General features: G+C 44.0%; 12 protein-coding genes. 1 reads left to right on the top strand and 11 read right to left on the bottom strand.

All coding sequences use genetic code 11. From position 1 onward, the window contains the following. Nucleotides 1–4: 4 nt before the first annotated feature. From ACFQZI_RS14245 to ACFQZI_RS14215, 7 genes are all read right to left on the bottom strand, one after another. Nucleotides 5–2,371: a GH92 family glycosyl hydrolase gene (locus ACFQZI_RS14245; RefSeq protein WP_377143543.1), complete on the bottom strand. Its 2,367-nt coding sequence runs from the start codon at nucleotides 2,369–2,371 to the stop codon at nucleotides 5–7. A gap of 38 nt (nucleotides 2,372–2,409) precedes the next feature. Then, nucleotides 2,410–3,633, bottom strand: a complete 1,224-nt coding sequence (locus ACFQZI_RS14240; protein ID WP_377143541.1) for a glycoside hydrolase family 76 protein — start codon at nucleotides 3,631–3,633, stop codon at nucleotides 2,410–2,412. Nucleotides 3,634–3,699: 66 nt separating this feature from the next. Beyond that, entirely contained in the window at nucleotides 3,700–4,818 is a 1,119-nt protein-coding gene (locus ACFQZI_RS14235) for a SusE domain-containing protein (RefSeq protein ID WP_377143539.1), read from the bottom strand. Between the two features lie 22 nt (nucleotides 4,819–4,840). Continuing rightward, nucleotides 4,841–6,472: a RagB/SusD family nutrient uptake outer membrane protein gene (locus ACFQZI_RS14230; RefSeq protein WP_377143538.1), complete on the bottom strand. Its 1,632-nt coding sequence runs from the start codon at nucleotides 6,470–6,472 to the stop codon at nucleotides 4,841–4,843. A 29-nt stretch (nucleotides 6,473–6,501) separates the two neighbouring features. Then, entirely contained in the window at nucleotides 6,502–9,654 is a 3,153-nt protein-coding gene (locus ACFQZI_RS14225; protein WP_377143536.1) for a SusC/RagA family TonB-linked outer membrane protein, read from the bottom strand. A gap of 58 nt (nucleotides 9,655–9,712) precedes the next feature. Next, a complete protein-coding gene (locus ACFQZI_RS14220; RefSeq protein ID WP_377143534.1) occupies nucleotides 9,713–11,140 on the bottom strand; it encodes a sugar porter family MFS transporter in 1,428 nt (475 codons plus the stop codon). Further along, nucleotides 11,140–12,948: a class I mannose-6-phosphate isomerase gene (locus ACFQZI_RS14215; RefSeq protein WP_377143532.1), complete on the bottom strand. Its 1,809-nt coding sequence runs from the start codon at nucleotides 12,946–12,948 to the stop codon at nucleotides 11,140–11,142. Before ACFQZI_RS14215 ends, ACFQZI_RS14220 begins: the two co-directional genes overlap by 1 nt. A 273-nt stretch (nucleotides 12,949–13,221) precedes the next feature. Here ACFQZI_RS14215 and ACFQZI_RS14210 point away from each other — a divergent pair, with 273 nt between their 5' ends. Beyond that, complete coding sequence (locus tag ACFQZI_RS14210) at nucleotides 13,222–13,950, top strand: GntR family transcriptional regulator (protein WP_377143530.1); 729 nt, start codon at nucleotides 13,222–13,224, stop codon at nucleotides 13,948–13,950. A 92-nt stretch (nucleotides 13,951–14,042) separates the two neighbouring features. Here the strand turns inward: ACFQZI_RS14210 and ACFQZI_RS14205 are convergent, their stop codons facing one another. The 4 genes from ACFQZI_RS14205 to ACFQZI_RS14190 form a co-directional block, all read right to left on the bottom strand. After that, nucleotides 14,043–14,753 carry a hypothetical protein gene (locus ACFQZI_RS14205; RefSeq protein ID WP_377143528.1) on the bottom strand — a complete coding sequence of 237 codons (711 nt, stop codon included), beginning with the start codon at nucleotides 14,751–14,753 and terminating at the stop codon, nucleotides 14,043–14,045. Between the two features lie 163 nt (nucleotides 14,754–14,916). Next, entirely contained in the window at nucleotides 14,917–15,111 is a 195-nt protein-coding gene (locus ACFQZI_RS14200; RefSeq protein ID WP_377143526.1) for a hypothetical protein, read from the bottom strand. Continuing rightward, on the bottom strand, nucleotides 15,111–15,401 hold the full coding sequence (locus ACFQZI_RS14195; protein WP_377143525.1) for a hypothetical protein: 291 nt from the start codon (nucleotides 15,399–15,401) through the stop codon (nucleotides 15,111–15,113). Before ACFQZI_RS14195 ends, ACFQZI_RS14200 begins: the two co-directional genes overlap by 1 nt. A gap of 60 nt (nucleotides 15,402–15,461) precedes the next feature. After that, nucleotides 15,462–15,899 (bottom strand): Hsp20/alpha crystallin family protein, encoded by a 438-nt coding sequence (locus ACFQZI_RS14190; protein WP_377143523.1) that lies wholly within the window; start codon nucleotides 15,897–15,899, stop codon nucleotides 15,462–15,464. Between the last annotated feature and the right edge of the window lie 214 nt (nucleotides 15,900–16,113).

The following is a 16,113-nucleotide window of genomic DNA, read 5'->3' as shown; positions in this document are numbered from 1 at the left end:
TAAATTACTGTGCCGATGGCGGCGGTATTTTCACCCCCCAATTGGTATTTGGTTTGTCGCCCATAACAAACGTTAACTTACCACCCTTCATCAGTTCGTCGCGGTAAAGCCAGCAGTTGTTAAGCGGCTCGCCATTAAACTCTGCCGATTGGATGTACATGTTGTCTTTTGAATTATTTTTAGTCTCGATGGTAAGCGTTTTACCATTGCCAAGGGTAATGGTAGCTTTATCAAAAAGCGGGCTTCCTAATTCTACGATCGGGCGCAGATCTGTAAAACCTTTCACATCAAACAAACCCAGAGCGTTAATGACATACCATGAGCCAAGCTGCCCCTGGTCTTCGTCCTGCCCGTAACCGTAACCGTGGATAGGTTCAGTACCGTAAAAATCCCGGCCGATAAGTCTTGTCCATTTTTGGGTTAACCATGGCTTGCCCGAAAAGTTAAACAACCAGCTAATGTGCAAATTGGGTTGGTTACCATGGTTATAAATAGAATTAATGCCGGCAAAGGCATCAATTGTTTTGCCTCCGCCAAAACCCAGCTTTTCCGACACGGTGAAGATGCTGTCGAGCCTTTTGTTGAAGTTATCCTTACCAATAGCGTCGATCAACCCGGCGGGGTTTTGCGGTACGTAAAAGGTGTACTGCACAGCGTTACCTTCCTGGAAACCTCTCCAGGGTTGGTACGGGTCAAATTTGTCTATAAAATTACCGTTAGCCCTTTTTGGCTGCATCAATTTATTTTGCGGGTTAAAAATCTGTTGCCAGCCGTTTGATAGTTTTATCAGTTGGTTATAATCCTGCGTTTTGCCCATAGCCTTTGCCATTTGAGCCGCCGCGAAGGCGCTGTAGCTATATTCTAAAGTATGCGAACCGGCAAAATTTGAGCCCGTAGAGTCAGTCACAAAGTCGCGGCCCGTTTGGTCAAAAAACGGTACATAGCCATGATCTACAAATGCCTTGGTATCCAGTTTACCCGAACCAACAGGGCGGTTCTTATAATTTAATTCATTAGCCTTTACAGCTTCGTAAGCCAGGTTAACATCATAATTACGGATACCCACGTTATACGCGGAAGCTACAGATAAACCAACAAAATTGGTACCCACGCCGGATACATATTCGCTGTTTGCAACACCATCGCTAAACCAGCCCTTATCTTTATAGATCTGCAACTGGGTGTTCACAAAACTGCCATACCATTCCGGGTACGAGAGCGACCATAGTTGGGTAATATTCCAGAACCCGCCCCAAATAGCATCGGTATTTATAAACTCCGCTTTAAGGTTTTTATCAGTTTGCGCTGGTAATTGCCCTGTTTGGCCGCCATGTTTTGGATAATCGCCGTTAACATCACTTGCAATGCCCCTGCCTAATAAGGCATGGAATAAGCCCGTATAAAATTTTGTTTTGTCCTGAACATCGGTTCCTGTAACTGTAATTTTACTCAGTTGCTGTTCCCAGGTTGTTTGCGCTTTTGTTTTGGCTTGTTCAAATGACAACCCATTAGCCTCGGCCATAAAATTAGCCCTGGCATTTGCGGTTGAGGTGTAGGACAAGCCGGTTTTTACCTCAATTACCTCGCCTTGGTTGGTTTGATAATTAAGCACAAGGCCTGCACCTTTACCGGTAGCTGTGGTAGAGTTTTCTTTTACAACATCGCCTGCAAAAGCATATACGCTTTTAGGTTTTTTGCTCAGCTCTCCATAGAAGTACATATTTACTTTGCCTTGCGGATCATAGATCTTCACATATTTTGGATAAGTGCTTACAAAACCTTCAAAGTGTGTATCATCAAGCATTTTAATGCCGGCATCAGTTACGATGTCGCTTTCGCCCTGCTTGTTGCCAATATCCAGTATAACGTGCGACAGGTCATTCTTAGGAAAAGTATAGCGTTGGAAACCTACCCTTTTAGTAGCGGTAAGTTCTGCCGTAATGCCATAATCATCAAGCAAAACTTTATAATAACCGGGTTCGGCAACCTGGTTCTTCCTGTCAAACTTTGAGCGGTAGCCGGTGTTAGTACCTTCCAGATCGCCGGGTAGCACTTTTAAAGTGCCCGTTGTTGGCATATAGCTTACGCCGCCTACCTGCCACTCGTGAAAGTGTACAAAACCTTCTATCGAGTTTTGGCGCGTATCGTAACCAACCGCTTCCCAGCCCGATGGGTTACCATAATGCCCGTTTGTTGACGGCGCCAGCTTTGCCATACCATAAGGTACCGCTGCCGGCGTATAAAAAAACCAGCGACTATGAGCCGTACCGATATTAGGGTCAACGTATTTGGATACATTTTCGCGCTTAACACTGCAGCCTGCCAATAAAACAGCCAACAAAGCGGCACCAGAAATAAACTTAACTTTCATGTACATATTTTATAACGGCGGCCAGTGCCGCCGGTTAGTTACTTATCGTAAATTGCCATCATTGCCTGCACCCTTTGCATCCAGGCCTGGTCTACACCCTCAATCTCGGGCGAGCGGTTTGATGCATTAAAGCTTGCAAAAAAGTAGTAGGCTTTAGAATCGGCATTGCGGGTTGCCTTATTTAAGGCGTCAATATTATTACGGGCAAAGGTAAGCCACTTTGGGTCTTTATCCTGCTCGTATAACCTTATCATCCCCTGGCTGCCCCAGCCACACCAGGCCGGGTTAACACGTGTTTGAGTTGGGTCGGTATTAAAAATGTAGCCTTTGTATTGGGCATTCCAAAGCACGGTGTTCATGGCGTTGCCAATGGCTTGCGCTTTGGTTATGTATGATGCATCGTTAACCGCCTTGGCATAAAGGATATCGGCTTCTAACATCACAGCGTTATCGTAGGTAAATTTCTCAAAGTGTTTAGTACCGGCACCCGGGCCGTCTATCTTCCAGATGTATAAGCCACTTGCCGAATCGTACATGGTGCTACGCAGCCAGTTATTCACCTGGGTAGCCCAATCGCGATAAATCGTTTCGCCGGTAATGGTGTATAGTTTGGCAAATAACTGCATAGCCACACCGTTAGATTGTGTTGGTTTATCGGGCTTGGCTGTATTCCACCAGAAACCGCCGCCATAGGTATTATCCCACAGGCCGCTGTTAATAAGCCAGTCGGCACAAGCTTTTGCTTTAGCTAAATACGCGGCTTTATCTGCACCTGTTGTAATTTCGTAAGCCTCAAGGTACACCATACCTGTAAGGCCGTTATCATCAACATACTTATCGCCGCCGGCGCCACTGCCATCCAGGTTTACCGAGGCAAAGTAGCCGCCACGCAAATCGGCCTTATCCCAAAAGTTTTCCATAAACTTAAAGGTATTGTTCATATAGGGCAGGGCCGATGCATCACCGGCTGCCACTAAAGCTGCGTCAGCATAAATTTGGCTAACATTATACCACTCGTAGCAGTTGTTAGCATGCGATGTAGTATTTGCACGGTAGCTAAAGTTTGAGGTAAGCAGGTTATTGCTTATGAAACTGCGGGTTTGTTTGGCCAGGTCGAGGTAGTTGGTGGCTGTTACCGGCGGGTCTACCACCGGTGGTTTGGTACCGCCACCTCCTGTACCGGGCGATACTTGTTTATCTTTACTACACGATGCTGCCAGCAAAGTGGCTACAGCCATCATCCCAAATAATACTTTTTTCATATGATAGATTTTAACATAGCACCCGCGGCCATAGCCACGGGTGCATAATTGTTGTGCAACAAATTCTTACAGAACTGTTACTTTATGTGTATAGGCATTAGGCTGTAACATTACATCAACCTTAACATGTTTCTTGTCGGCCGATGGGTCGAATTTGTAGGTATTATCCCACTGTGCATTCGTAACAGGTACCAGGTAGAAGTATGATGCTGCCTGGCCTGCAGGCGATACGTTATTGGGATTTGTGCTGCCCTTGTACTCTAAGCCGGCCGCGGTGTGGAACACGAATTTGTAACGTTCATCACGCCCCCACGAGAACTGGTAAAATTCAACAGCAATATTCGGTGCTTCGAACACACTATTACCAATATAATTTAGCGTACCGATCTCGGTGTTATAGGCAGACATGTATAAACCGATAGATTGGATCTCTAAGGATTTAGTGGTAGCAGATGTAAAATCATAATTTAAACGGTAGGTTTTGGCCGCGCCGGTAACCGTAACTACAGATGAACCTTCTTTAATAATACCATTATCGATATAGTATTTTTTTCCACCATCAGTGTTTTTATCAGTAAGATAGTACTCGCCTGCTTTTAACGAAGTGTAAACCTCAAACACGCCTTCTTCGGTCTTTTTAAGTTTAACCGCTTTGCTTAGATCAGTACCGCCTTCGGTAGCCGAACCGGTTAGGTATAATTCTGTCGGGTTTTCCGCAAAACCGGCAGGTCTCTCTATCTGTAGCGTGCGCGACGCTGACGATGGTTTGGCATTAGTACCTTTAGAAGCAATAACGGTCCACTTCAGTTTACCGGTACTTGATGCCGCTATACCTGCCGAGTTGGCAATCTTATTCAGGTCTTTATGCGTCAGGGTGATCTCGGTCTTTACACCGCCGCCGTCAGATACTGCTTTGTAAACAGGCTTGCTAAAATCGCCGCCTTCTTTATCAAATGCTATTTCATAAAGTATGAGGCCTCCGTCATCCGTAGTTGCCGCGTCCCACTTGAACAGCACGTTTGCCGAACTGGTTGGGTCGAGTTTTACATCAGCATTATCATTAGGCGTAGCCAATGTACCCACAGGGTTAAGGCTAAGGTCTAACGGCCGGTTCTCTTTCTTGCATGAACTTGCTGCAATTACAGCCAGCAGCATTACACCTGCCAGCTTTATTATCTTCTTCATATCATTTAGTTTTTTAATTGGTTTATTGGGTATAACCCGGGTTTTGGGTAAGGTTTTTATTTAGGTCGATGTCATGAGCAGGGATAGCCCACAGGTAATCTCTGGCTGGATTAAACTTGCGTAATTGTGTGCGGATGTAACCATTATCGGTATTTTGATCTACCGAGAACTTGGCACCGTGGATATATCCGTTCATCACAACCTCAGCAGTTTTCCACCTGCGGATATCATCTGCACGCAGGCCTTCCATAGCCAATTCTACCCTTCTTTCGCGGCGGATGATGTTGGTCATATCAGCAGCGCCCGGATAATTTAACGCACCGGCATCGGTAAAGCCCGCTCTTGCACGTAGGGCACCAATGGTTTTGTTCCAAACGGTAGCGTCCATTTGGCCAAGACTTTGTTTTGCTTCAGCATAATCCAATAATACCTCTGCATATCTAATCAGGTGCAAATTATTACCTGATACAAAATTTGCCAGCGCGCTTGGGTCAAAGTATTTCCTCCAGTAATAAGCAGTAGCCGATGCTGCCTGCGAACCCGCGTTATACTCGTCTAAACCCGGCTGAACAGGGTCTGAACCCGGTTTTATGTAGATGGTTTTAGTTGTGTTGTTTGCATTAACCCAAGTGTATCGGTCATAAACCACAGTAGCAGTTAAACGTGGGTCGCGGTTTACATACGGGTTGCTTTCTACATAGCCCGAGCCTGTTTCCTTAATGCCTTTACCATTGAGCATAATATAATCATCAACCAGTTCCTGTGTTGGGGCCATGTTGCTTACGCGGCCACCAACTGTACGCGGAGCAAAATCCCAAAAGTTGTTCCATGTGCGCAAGGTTGGAACGTATTGCAGCGAAAGGATGCTTTCCTTAGTGTTCTTATTGATATTAGGATCACTAAACAATGCACTGTAACTGCTTTCTAAACCGTAGCTGCCGTTTGTACCCTGGTCGTTCATCAATTTTTCACAAATGGTTACTACATCGGCCATGCGGTTACCCTGGTATAATAGCACCCTTGCTTCTAAGGCTAATGCGGCACCTTTAGTGATGCGGCCGTTTTCTGTTGCCGGAATGGCGTCTTTAGATGGAAGAACATTAGCTGCTTCTTCTAATTCTTTAACCACAAAGTTTATTACATCAGCCTTTGGCGAACGCGGTATAGTTTGTGCTTCTTCCGGTGTTGCATCATGGTCTACAAGGGGTACATCACCATACCATTTAGTTAAGTTAAAATGTTCAAAAGCACGTATAAAACGGGTTTCGGCCACAAGCCTGGCTTTGGTAGCCGCAGGCAGCGTGGTGTTTCTGTCAATGTTTGCTAAAAAGATATTGCACGACTTTATAGCCGAATAATAATTATTCCAGTCGCCGGCAAATTTGCCTGTTTGCGATGTAGCATTACCGCTGGCAATTAAATTAAGGTCGCCGGAGGGCGAATATGCATTATCTGATATTGCTTCATTATCAAAATATAACCCGCTATTATATATTAAGCTATAGTTATTGTATAAAGCATTGTAAACGTTTGCATCAACCTGCCAAAAGGTAAGGTCAGAGAACCGGTCTGTTGGGGCGATATCGAGTTTCTTACAACCCGATACTGCTACAACCGCAACAGACACGATCAAAAGCTTTTTAAAAAATTTCATTTTCTTATGTTTTAAATATTATCTGTTCTTTAGAATGTAATGTCGAGGCCTGCACCATAAAATACCGGCAGTGGATATTGCCTCGCGCTGTTTGAAGCCGAGCCCGGGTTAAGGTTGTTACCAAACTCAGAAGTCTCAGGATCAATAAATTTCAGTTTGCTTAGTGTAGCAAGGTTTTGGCCTATAATAGACACCCTTAAACGCTGTATGCCCAGTTTTTTAGTGACGCCAGCTCCAAAATTGTAACCAATGTTCACGTTTTTTAATCTCGCGTAGGCTGCATTGTACTTATACAGGTCAGACCCGGTGCGCCAGTTGTTGGTGTTTGAAGGTGAACCTATGTTAGCCAATATCGGGTAACGGGCATCCGGGTTGGTTGGCGACCAAATATCCGTTTGGTGCTCATAAACCGTTGCCCCGTAACCATAGTGAAATGGCTCAACTAATTCGCCGCGCAGGAACGCGTCACGCTTGCCAACTCCCTGAATGAACAATGACAGATCGAACCCCTTGTAAGCTATGCGGTAAGTAAAGCCGAAAGTGTAACGTGGGAATGGGTTACCCAAAACAGTCTTGTCTTTTTCGTCAATGAAACCGTCGCCGTTACGATCCTTAAATTTAAGGTCGCCTGGTTGTACGCTGTTGCCTGCAATTTTTGGTGAGTTATCAATATCCTGCTGGTTTTGGAAGAAGCCATTGGTTTCGTAACCATAGTATTGTGTAACAGGTTCACCAACTCTTCTAATCAATTGGAAAACATCCTGATTATAAATAGTCTCTTTGGTGTTGCCTGTAAGTTGTAATACTTTGTTCTTATTATCAGCTACGTTTACACTAAAGCTTTGGCTAACTTCTTTCCCACGTAAATTATAGGTAAGCGATGCTTCCCAGCCGGTGTTACGAACTTTGGCTACGTTGTAGTCTGGTGAGCCGGCTCCGAAAATATAAGGCACATCGGCACGAGCCGCCAGGATATTGCTTCTTGTATCTCTAAAGTAATCGAACGTAGCGGTAATTTTGTCATTGAATAAACCCGCGTCAAATCCAAGGTTTAACTTGGCTGCTTTTTCCCAGGTAATATCGCGGTTAGCAATGTTGGTACCTGCGCCACCTACTATGTTATTACCAAAACCGTATGCATTAGGGTAATTGAAATAAGTAGTTTGATATTGGTAGTTATTAACGTTTTGGTTACCAACGGTACCGTAAGACCCCCTTAATTTAAAGAAACTTAAGGTGTTTCTAACAGGTTCCATAAACGATTCCTGAGTTACGATCCAGCCCGCGCTTACAGAAGGGAAGAAACTCGCCCTGTTACCTGATGCAAATTTTGACGATGCATCTTCACGGAATAAAGCTTCGAAGAGGTATTTGTCTTTGTAAGCGTAATTGACACGGCCAAATGCTGATAGCAAACCGTTTGAGTTTACAGCGATACTATTGGTAGAGTTTTGAGTATCAACAATTGTACCTGTAGTTGGCGTGCCTAACAGCGGGTCCGTAAGGGTTTTTTGAAGCTGAAAGCCACGTTGGCTGTAGGTTTCGCTCGAAACGCCCAACTGTACCTTGAAGGTGTGGTCACTTATTTTCTTAGAATACTCCGCAGATACTTTAGTATTTGTAAGGAAGGATTTGCTGTTACCATCTAACACGGTTAAATCATTACCATATACTCCGGCAGGTAGGTAATCTACCTGTGTACGGCGGAAGAAAGTACCGTTGTTTTGAACTGTTCCACCAAATTCGCCAACAAGTTTCAGGTCTTTAGTTATGCTAAGCTGACCGTTGAATGCTCCGAAGATCTCATCATTATCAGCTTGATTGTAACCGCCTTTTTCCAATACGCCATACTCGTTATATTGCGATGCAACAGGGTTGGTTAAATAGTTTCCGTTCTCGTCCTGCCAATTGTAGTTGTGAGGCACGCGGTTAGCATCAGCAAAAATATTGTTATCGCCTACGCTGTTGGTTTTGTTGCGTGTTTTGGTGTAATTTAAGATGATATTGGTCCTGAATTTACCTATGACCGATGTTTGGTTTACCCTTAAGTTATATTTTTGATAACCAAAGTCGGCACCTGTACCACCATTACCTATTAAGTTACTGCCCTGGTTTTGGTAACCGGCAGATATATAATACGAGTTGGTTTCGCCACCGCCTGTTATGCTTACATTGTGTGATTGTAAAGGCGCTTTTTTAAGCAGGTGCTCAATATCCCAGGTACCATTACCTGCATCTTTCAATGCCTGGATCTGATCTGGCGTATATGCAGCCGGTAAACCAGAGTTTATAAGCGACTGATTTTTGTAATAAGCGTTATCCCATGCATCAACTTTGTGTACCAATACCTTGGCATCTTGCAAACCGTAGCTACCATTATAGCTTACTGTTGGTTTTGCATTGAATTTGCCTCCCTTTGTGGTTACCAAAATTACGCCGTTTGCCGCGCGCGAACCATAAATAGCCGCCGACCCCGCATCTTTTAGTACCGACACGCTTGCAATATCATTAGGGTTAATGGTATTTAAGCTACCACCTATTACACCATCAATAACCACAAGCGGGGTGTTATCGCCAAACGTACCAACACCACGAATGTTAACTAAAACATCGCTACCAGGGTTAAGGTTAGTTTGCTGAATAATAAGGTTGGGCGACTCTCCCTGTAAAGCCTGGTAAGTGTTAAGCACCGGTTTGCTCTCGATGTTTTTTGAGCTGATAGTTCCCACTGCTCCGGTAACATTTACACGCTTTTGAGTGCCATAACCAACAACAACCACTTCGTTTAATGTTGAGTTATTCACTTTAAGGCTTACGTTAATTTCGGTTTTGCCCGCAATGGCAACATCTTGCTTAAGGTAACCTATAAATGAGAAGGTTAAGCTGCGGCCCGCATAGGCATCAGGGATGTTCAGTCTGTAACGGCCGTTAACATCTGTAACGGTACCAACGGTTGTTCCCGCGATACTTACGTTAACGCCTGGTAAAGGCTGGTTAGTTTCATCCAACACCCTACCGGTAACGGTAATATCGAACGCGTTTTTTGAATACTTGCTTGTTGCTTTTACCGGCGCTGCATCTGCCGCGCTGTTTAGCATGGCAAGGCCAAGCATCCCGGCCACCACGGGCCTGCTATAAAGCCGTTTAAGTTTTTTTAATTTTTGTAATAGTTTTAGTCTCATAACTACGGGGTTTGTTGGTTTATTTTGGTTGGTTTTATAATGATTAATTTGTTTAAGCTTAATTGCGCGCGCCGGCTTTATGCGTTTCCTTCCAATAGTTCTCAATATTTTCGAGCGAGCGGCCCTTGGTTTCGGGGATAAGTTTCCAGGTTATCCAAAGTGCAGGAGAACAGCATAGGGCGAACAGCCAGAAAGTCCATGAAGAACCCAGCCCTTCCAGCATTACAGGTGTTAACTGCCCCACTAAAAAATTGCCTATCCACAAGGATAATGTTGCCAGCGCCATAGCTTTACCACGAACGGCATTAGGAAATATCTCGCCTACAACAACCCAGCATACCGGGCCAAAAGAGAATGCGAAACAGGCTATAAATGCCAGAATGAAGATCAGGATCCATGGGCCCGAGGTTACCCCAAGCGCAAACAACGCACCTATGATAATAAGCGAAACTACCGCGCCGCCTACACCTACGTAAAGTAGTGGCTTGCGCCCCCATTTATCTATGGTAAAAATGGCTACAAAGGTGAATACCACGTTTACCAAGCCTATAGTTACCTGGCCGCCCAGGGCGTTGTTCAACGTAAATCCGGCCTGCTCCAGAATGCGAGGACCGTAATAGATTACCGCGTTTATACCACAAACCTGCGACAGGAAAGGCAGCAATAAGCCTATCCACAACGCTTTGCGGTAGACGGGTTTAAACAATTCCTTCAGGGAAGTATCGTCGTTATCATCTTGCTCTTTAAAGGCTTTTATCTCTTTAGCGGCTGCATCCGGGCCATCAATTTTTATGAGGATAACTTTCGCTTTTTGCTCTTCGCCTTTTAGCAGCAGCCAACGCGGCGACTCGGGAACCATAAACAACGACACTAAAAATATGGCCGCGGGTACTGCTCCTAAACCCAGCATGGCCCGCCATACCTCAGCAGAAAAAATGGTGTGCATAAGGCCGGTGCCGTATTGGTCGCCCGCGTGGTTGGCGAGGTAGGCATTAGTAAAATAAGCCAGCACAATGCCTATGGTTAAAGCTAACTGATAAAGTGATACCATCATACCGCGGTAGCGCGATGGCGAAAACTCAGAGATATACAATGGTGACACCATAGACGCCACGCCAATACCAAGCCCGCCTATCAAACGGAAAATAATCAGCTCGTTAAAACTGCTGGTAAGCATACAGCCCAGGGCCGAAGCCAGGAACAATACTGCCGACAGGATCAATACTATCTTGCGGCCATACTTGTCGCTAAGCTTACCCGAAAAACTTACGCCTATAATGCAGCCTAATAAGGCGCAGCTAACAAACCAGCCTTCGCTAACCGCATTCAGGCTAAAATCATTTTTTACCAGGCTTACCGTACCGGATATCACCGCGGTATCAAACCCAAACAAGAATCCGCCAAGCGCGGCTACCAGGCAAACCAGGTATAAATAAGTGCCGCTTTTTTTTGCAGCAGCAAGGTTTACTGTTTGTGTTGTTCCCATTATTTTAAAAAGGCTTTAATAACTTTTGCACGACCTTTGCCTAAATTGGTTAGGGTATATGAGCCGGCAGCAGCGGGTATCACAAAGGTTTCGGCGTAAGCGAAATCATGTTTGGTGCCATCGGCTGTTTCTACTGATATGGCTTTGCCTTCAACCAGCATCAGCACGTGGCATACATCGTTGGTTTCAAGCTTAACAATACGGTCAAACTCAATGCGGTGTACATCATAAAAATGCTCGGCGTGCGTAGGCACGTGTACCAACTGGTGATCTGCCGTTTTCTCTATTACCTGCGGTTTCGAGATCAGTTCGCGGTAAACCTGCTTTCCTTTGCGGTTAAAGTCGAGGTTGTTAAAGGCGTGATCGATGTTGATGGGGCGCGGGTTACCATCAAGATCAAGGCGCACCCAATCATACATTTTAAACGTGAAGATGTAAGGCGTGGCGCTTATCTCAAGCACCAGGTTGCCTGAGCCGGCGCTATGCACCGTGCTATTTGGGATCAGGAACAAGTCGTGCTTGTTTGCCGGGTGCGATTGTACGTATCGCTCAATCTCAATTTCGCGGCCGGTTTCCTGGCTTTCTTCTAAGGCAACCCTAAAACCTTCAGGGTTAATGCTTTCCTGGAAACCCAGGTAAACGCGGGCATTATCCTCGCATTCTAAAATGTAATAAGTCTCGTCCTGGGTGATGTTCTCGCCAAAATTTTCCTGTATGTATTTTAATTTAGGGTGGCACTGGATAGAAAGGTTTCCGCCTTCGTAGGTATCTAAAAAGTCAAAGCGGATGGGGAACTCCTCGCCAAAACGTTCGGAATGTTTACCCAAAACATTTCGGTTATTGCTAAACATCAGTGTATCGAAAGATACCTCAAGCAAATTGCCATCACTCTCAAACACCAAACCATTTTCGGGCACGATCAACTCAAACGACCAGGCAAGGTTTACTACATCGGTATTTAAATTTTTGATGTGCTGCTTCATCCACTGGCCGCCCCATGCACCCGGCTCAAACCACGGGCGTACACGCAATACAGATCTGCTTAAACCTTGCAAGCCTTTCAAAAGGTCGGCCTGGTACATCCAGTTTAGGGTATCGGGCCATTGGCCGTCGGCTATTACCGCAATTTTGCTGAGGATGGCTTTTTTGTGCGCGTTAAGCATTACCCAATCCACAAAATAAAAGCGTTTGTACATCCGGAAAGGCTCACTGACCTCATCGGCACCTAAATTGGTGATGCTACCGGCACGCATCCTGAATTGGATCTCGTTTTTCGGCAGGTCGAAATAGATGATTGGAGCATTCCAGCCCGCTAATGCGGCGCCTGTACCAATTACGATATTAATGTCGCTGCCGTTATCAGGAACTTGTGTGGTAAGATTATCATCATAAAGATCAATTAAAGAGAGCGAAGTTTTGGTACCCCAAACAGACGCCTGCTCGCCTAAAAATGGCTTCACTAATTCTTCAACCTCAGCAACAGGTTTTAAAAAACTTTCGGTTTGCACCCAATTTACGCTTAAGCCTGCCTCGGTAAAGCAGTCTTGCAAACCTGTTTGTATCTTGTGCCAAAGGATGCCGCCAAAGCCATCTATCACAACTGTTTTTTTGCTGATAATGTATTTCGCAAGCGAATCGAAGCCGTTAAAGATCTTGCCCGCGCCGAGTGGTGCAGCCGGGTATATATTGTACCCCCCATCTGTATCGAACGATTCGTCTAAATGCGGTGGCATCAGCCATTGTGATGTTTTACGCACTTGAGTTTTAACGCCTGACGACTCCATGTAATCTTTAGTATCAATATTCATTTATTTGTAGTAATGTATGTACATATTAAACACCACATAAGTTGACCACTTAAGGCCTTATTACTTTTAAAAATGTGGAATATTATAATTGGTTTATACTATAATGTACAAACATATGAACAAATTTAACAATACCAAATTTATTGAAAATTATTTTTTTGAAGGTGTAAAACGTACACATATAGGGAATTGAGGTTATTTACGCCCAACTATATGTACATACAATTGATACAATACCCGAAAAGTATTATCATTGCATAATTATCAACCTCAATGAAATATTCTATAGATCATAAAAGCCCTATCCCCCTGCACATACAGGCCGAGGAACTTTTAAGAAAGCTAATTGCCGAAGAGGAGTTTCAGAACGGCAAACTGTTACCTAATGAGGTTGAACTGGCCAAAGTGCTGGCCATCTCGCGCACCACGCTGCGCCAGGCTATAAACAAATTAGTTTTTGAGGGGCTGCTCATTCGTAAAAAGCGTACAGGCACCAAGGTAAACCAAGCTACTGTAAGCTCAAAATCCAACAACTGGCTTAGCTTTTCGCAAGAGATGAAGTTGCGTGGCATTACCATCAAAAACTTCGAGCTGCATGTTACCTGGGTGTACCCTGATGAAATGCTGGCTAACTTTTTTGAAATAAAAACCGACAGGAAGGTTTTGAAGATGGAGCGCGTTCGCGGCCGGTCCGACGAGCCTTTTGTTTATTTTATATCCTACTTCCACCCACGCATTGGCCTTACCGGCGATGAAGATTTTAAACGCCCGCTGTATGAATTGCTGGAGATGGATTACTCTACAGTGGCAACCCTCTCTAAAGAAGAAATAAGCGCCCACGCCGCAGATGATGAGATAGCCACCAAACTCCGCATAAAAAACGGCGAACCGGTATTGTTTCGCAAACGCTTTGTATTTGACCAGGGCGAACGCCCGCTTGAGTATAACTTAGGCTATTACAAAGCTGATAGCTTTATTTATACAGTAGAAAGCAGAAGGTAACTAAAAGATTATATTGGTTACAGCAGCCAACATCAGATACTTATCAGGTTAAGTGGCAGGTATTTTAATTAAGCGCAACAATAATACCGCCTTTATCTCTTGTCCTTTTTTAATGCTTGCTCGTATACTTTTAAGGCGCTGTTAAGGTCCTGCCCGTTAGTATGTATGGTTTCGCAAAATATTTTGCATGCGCCGGGGTTTTCGCTGTCTCCGCACTGGCGTTCGCAATCGGTTAAAGTGTTACGGGGCAAAATGTTATACATATGGGTAACCGTAAAACCCACTGCCAGGATTGAGGCAAATACACCAGCAAAGAACCATAAGGGGAATTTATTATTGCTAATTACCGGAATAGGCGGCGGGGTGTAGAATGGAAAAATAAACTTGATCCTGTCATAGTTCCAGCAAAGCAGGTAAATACATGCAATTACCATTAGCGGGGATGTGAGCAGCGACCCCTCGAACCTTACCGCAAGCGTTAATATGAAAATATTAAAAATGATAGGCAGATACAATAGCACACCTAACACAACTGTGCGCGGTATTAGCAGCAATAGTGCCGCTAAAACTTGTGCATAACCTATAAAAGTGTAATAATAACCTGTGCGATGCAATGCTTCGAGGTAATGCCCCATAGGTTGGTTATTATGCAGGTCGGTAAAGCGCTCGCCGATTATTTTTACGTAACCCGCCGGCAGAAAACCGGCCGCAAGCGCCAGGCGTGTAAAGGTTGTAAAATAACGCATCCATTTATTGCCTCTCACGCCTGCATGTATGGCATCTAATCTATTTATAAAATCCATTATTAAAAGTACTTTGAATAACAAAGTTAATTAATGAATTTTGTTTTGCAAGTTTATTTTTCATCTATAGGCGTCAATATTAATTGTTTAAACCAACCTGTTAAAAACTGACATTAGTTAACATGCATAGCTTATACAATTTTAACGTTTGTATAATATCCGATTATAATTGACCCGCCCAATCATCATAATCTCGACGGGTAAGTACCGAGATAAACCAACGTAAGAAAGCGAATAAGACGGTTTCTTTTACAAGATCTTCTGGGCGGTGTTCTGCAAAGCAAGCCCACCCTTCGCGCAATAATATTACGCCAAATAAAATCACTATAATGCCCTTAAACAACATTTCATTCTTCATCAAATCTCCTCCATGTTCTTTAAACGAAAAATTTCTTTTGCTATCAGTTTACTGTTCAAAGCAAGTTCATCTAACGTACAACATATGGTTTTTACCTTTACCGGCAAGCCTTTAACCGTTTCCATTAAATCAGTATGCAGAAGGCAGGTGTTGTTTATTTCGCGGCTGCCTTTTAACTGGCTAAACAGTTCGTTGGCCGCGGAGCGATCATTACCCAAAAAGAACTGTCCGTAATCAATAAACCCATCGGGCGTTTTTAAACTCAGTAAAATATAAAAACGTGTTTCCATTGCGCGCAAAAAAGAAGAGCCCCTGCCAGCAGGAGCCCTTAATTTTAAAAAAAATAACAATTACTTAATTTCTATCTGGCGGCGTATGGCTTTCGCCTCTTCGCGTTTTGCGATATCAATTTTCAGGATACCGTCAGTATAAGTCGCCTCTATCTGCCCATGGTCTGCGCTTTCGGGCAGCGTAAACGAACGCACAAAAGAACTATAGCTATACTCGCGCTTGCTGTAATTCTTCTGATCATCCTTTTGCCCGGCAGATTGTTCTACCGAAATGGTTAATACATTACGTTCGAGGTTCAGTTTAAAATCTTCTTTTTTTAAGCCCGGCGCTGCCAACTCAACATGATAGTTGTTTTCGCTTTCGCTGATGTTTACAGCAGGCACCCTGCTCACCAAACGGTCACTAAAAAAGTTATCGGTGAAGATAGAATCGAAAACATCATTAAAGCCTGGCATTAATGTGTTGTTAGGTTTGTTGTTAAATTTAACTAAGGTCATGGCCTTTTCTCCTTTAAATTACTTTAAAAAATAACGATCAATAATTAATTAAACTAACTACCTATATACAACCCTCATACCAATGTATAAACGAAGAAAAAATTTCAGTATCAGCCTGAATTTTTTTCAGCGCCGGTGTCATTTTTTCAGCTTATCAACGTCGAATGTTGCAGGTAATTCATAATATTAAGCATACCGCATGTAACAAGCATTA

It is taken from the genome of Mucilaginibacter lutimaris, assembly GCF_042676625.1.
Taxonomy (GTDB): Bacteria; Bacteroidota; Bacteroidia; order Sphingobacteriales; family Sphingobacteriaceae; genus Mucilaginibacter; species Mucilaginibacter lutimaris.
This window is presented reverse-complemented; position numbering and strand designations above follow the sequence as displayed.

What these genes read in the sequence shown, in the direction of transcription:
- ACFQZI_RS14245 (WP_377143543.1), bottom strand. Translation starts at nt 2,371, where the DNA reads ATGAAAGTTAAGTTTATTTCTGGTGCCGCTTTGTTGGCTGTTTTATTG.
- ACFQZI_RS14190 (WP_377143523.1), bottom strand. Translation starts at nt 15,899, where the DNA reads ATGACCTTAGTTAAATTTAACAACAAACCTAACAACACATTAATGCCA.
- ACFQZI_RS14205 (WP_377143528.1), bottom strand. Translation starts at nt 14,753, where the DNA reads ATGGATTTTATAAATAGATTAGATGCCATACATGCAGGCGTGAGAGGC.
- ACFQZI_RS14215 (WP_377143532.1), bottom strand. Translation starts at nt 12,948, where the DNA reads ATGAATATTGATACTAAAGATTACATGGAGTCGTCAGGCGTTAAAACT.
- ACFQZI_RS14235 (WP_377143539.1), bottom strand. Translation starts at nt 4,818, where the DNA reads ATGAAGAAGATAATAAAGCTGGCAGGTGTAATGCTGCTGGCTGTAATT.
- ACFQZI_RS14220 (WP_377143534.1), bottom strand. Translation starts at nt 11,140, where the DNA reads ATGGGAACAACACAAACAGTAAACCTTGCTGCTGCAAAAAAAAGCGGC.
- ACFQZI_RS14200 (WP_377143526.1), bottom strand. Translation starts at nt 15,111, where the DNA reads ATGAAGAATGAAATGTTGTTTAAGGGCATTATAGTGATTTTATTTGGC.
- ACFQZI_RS14240 (WP_377143541.1), bottom strand. Translation starts at nt 3,633, where the DNA reads ATGAAAAAAGTATTATTTGGGATGATGGCTGTAGCCACTTTGCTGGCA.
- ACFQZI_RS14225 (WP_377143536.1), bottom strand. Translation starts at nt 9,654, where the DNA reads ATGAGACTAAAACTATTACAAAAATTAAAAAAACTTAAACGGCTTTAT.
- ACFQZI_RS14230 (WP_377143538.1), bottom strand. Translation starts at nt 6,472, where the DNA reads ATGAAATTTTTTAAAAAGCTTTTGATCGTGTCTGTTGCGGTTGTAGCA.
- ACFQZI_RS14210 (WP_377143530.1), top strand. Translation starts at nt 13,222, where the DNA reads ATGAAATATTCTATAGATCATAAAAGCCCTATCCCCCTGCACATACAG.
- ACFQZI_RS14195 (WP_377143525.1), bottom strand. Translation starts at nt 15,401, where the DNA reads ATGGAAACACGTTTTTATATTTTACTGAGTTTAAAAACGCCCGATGGG.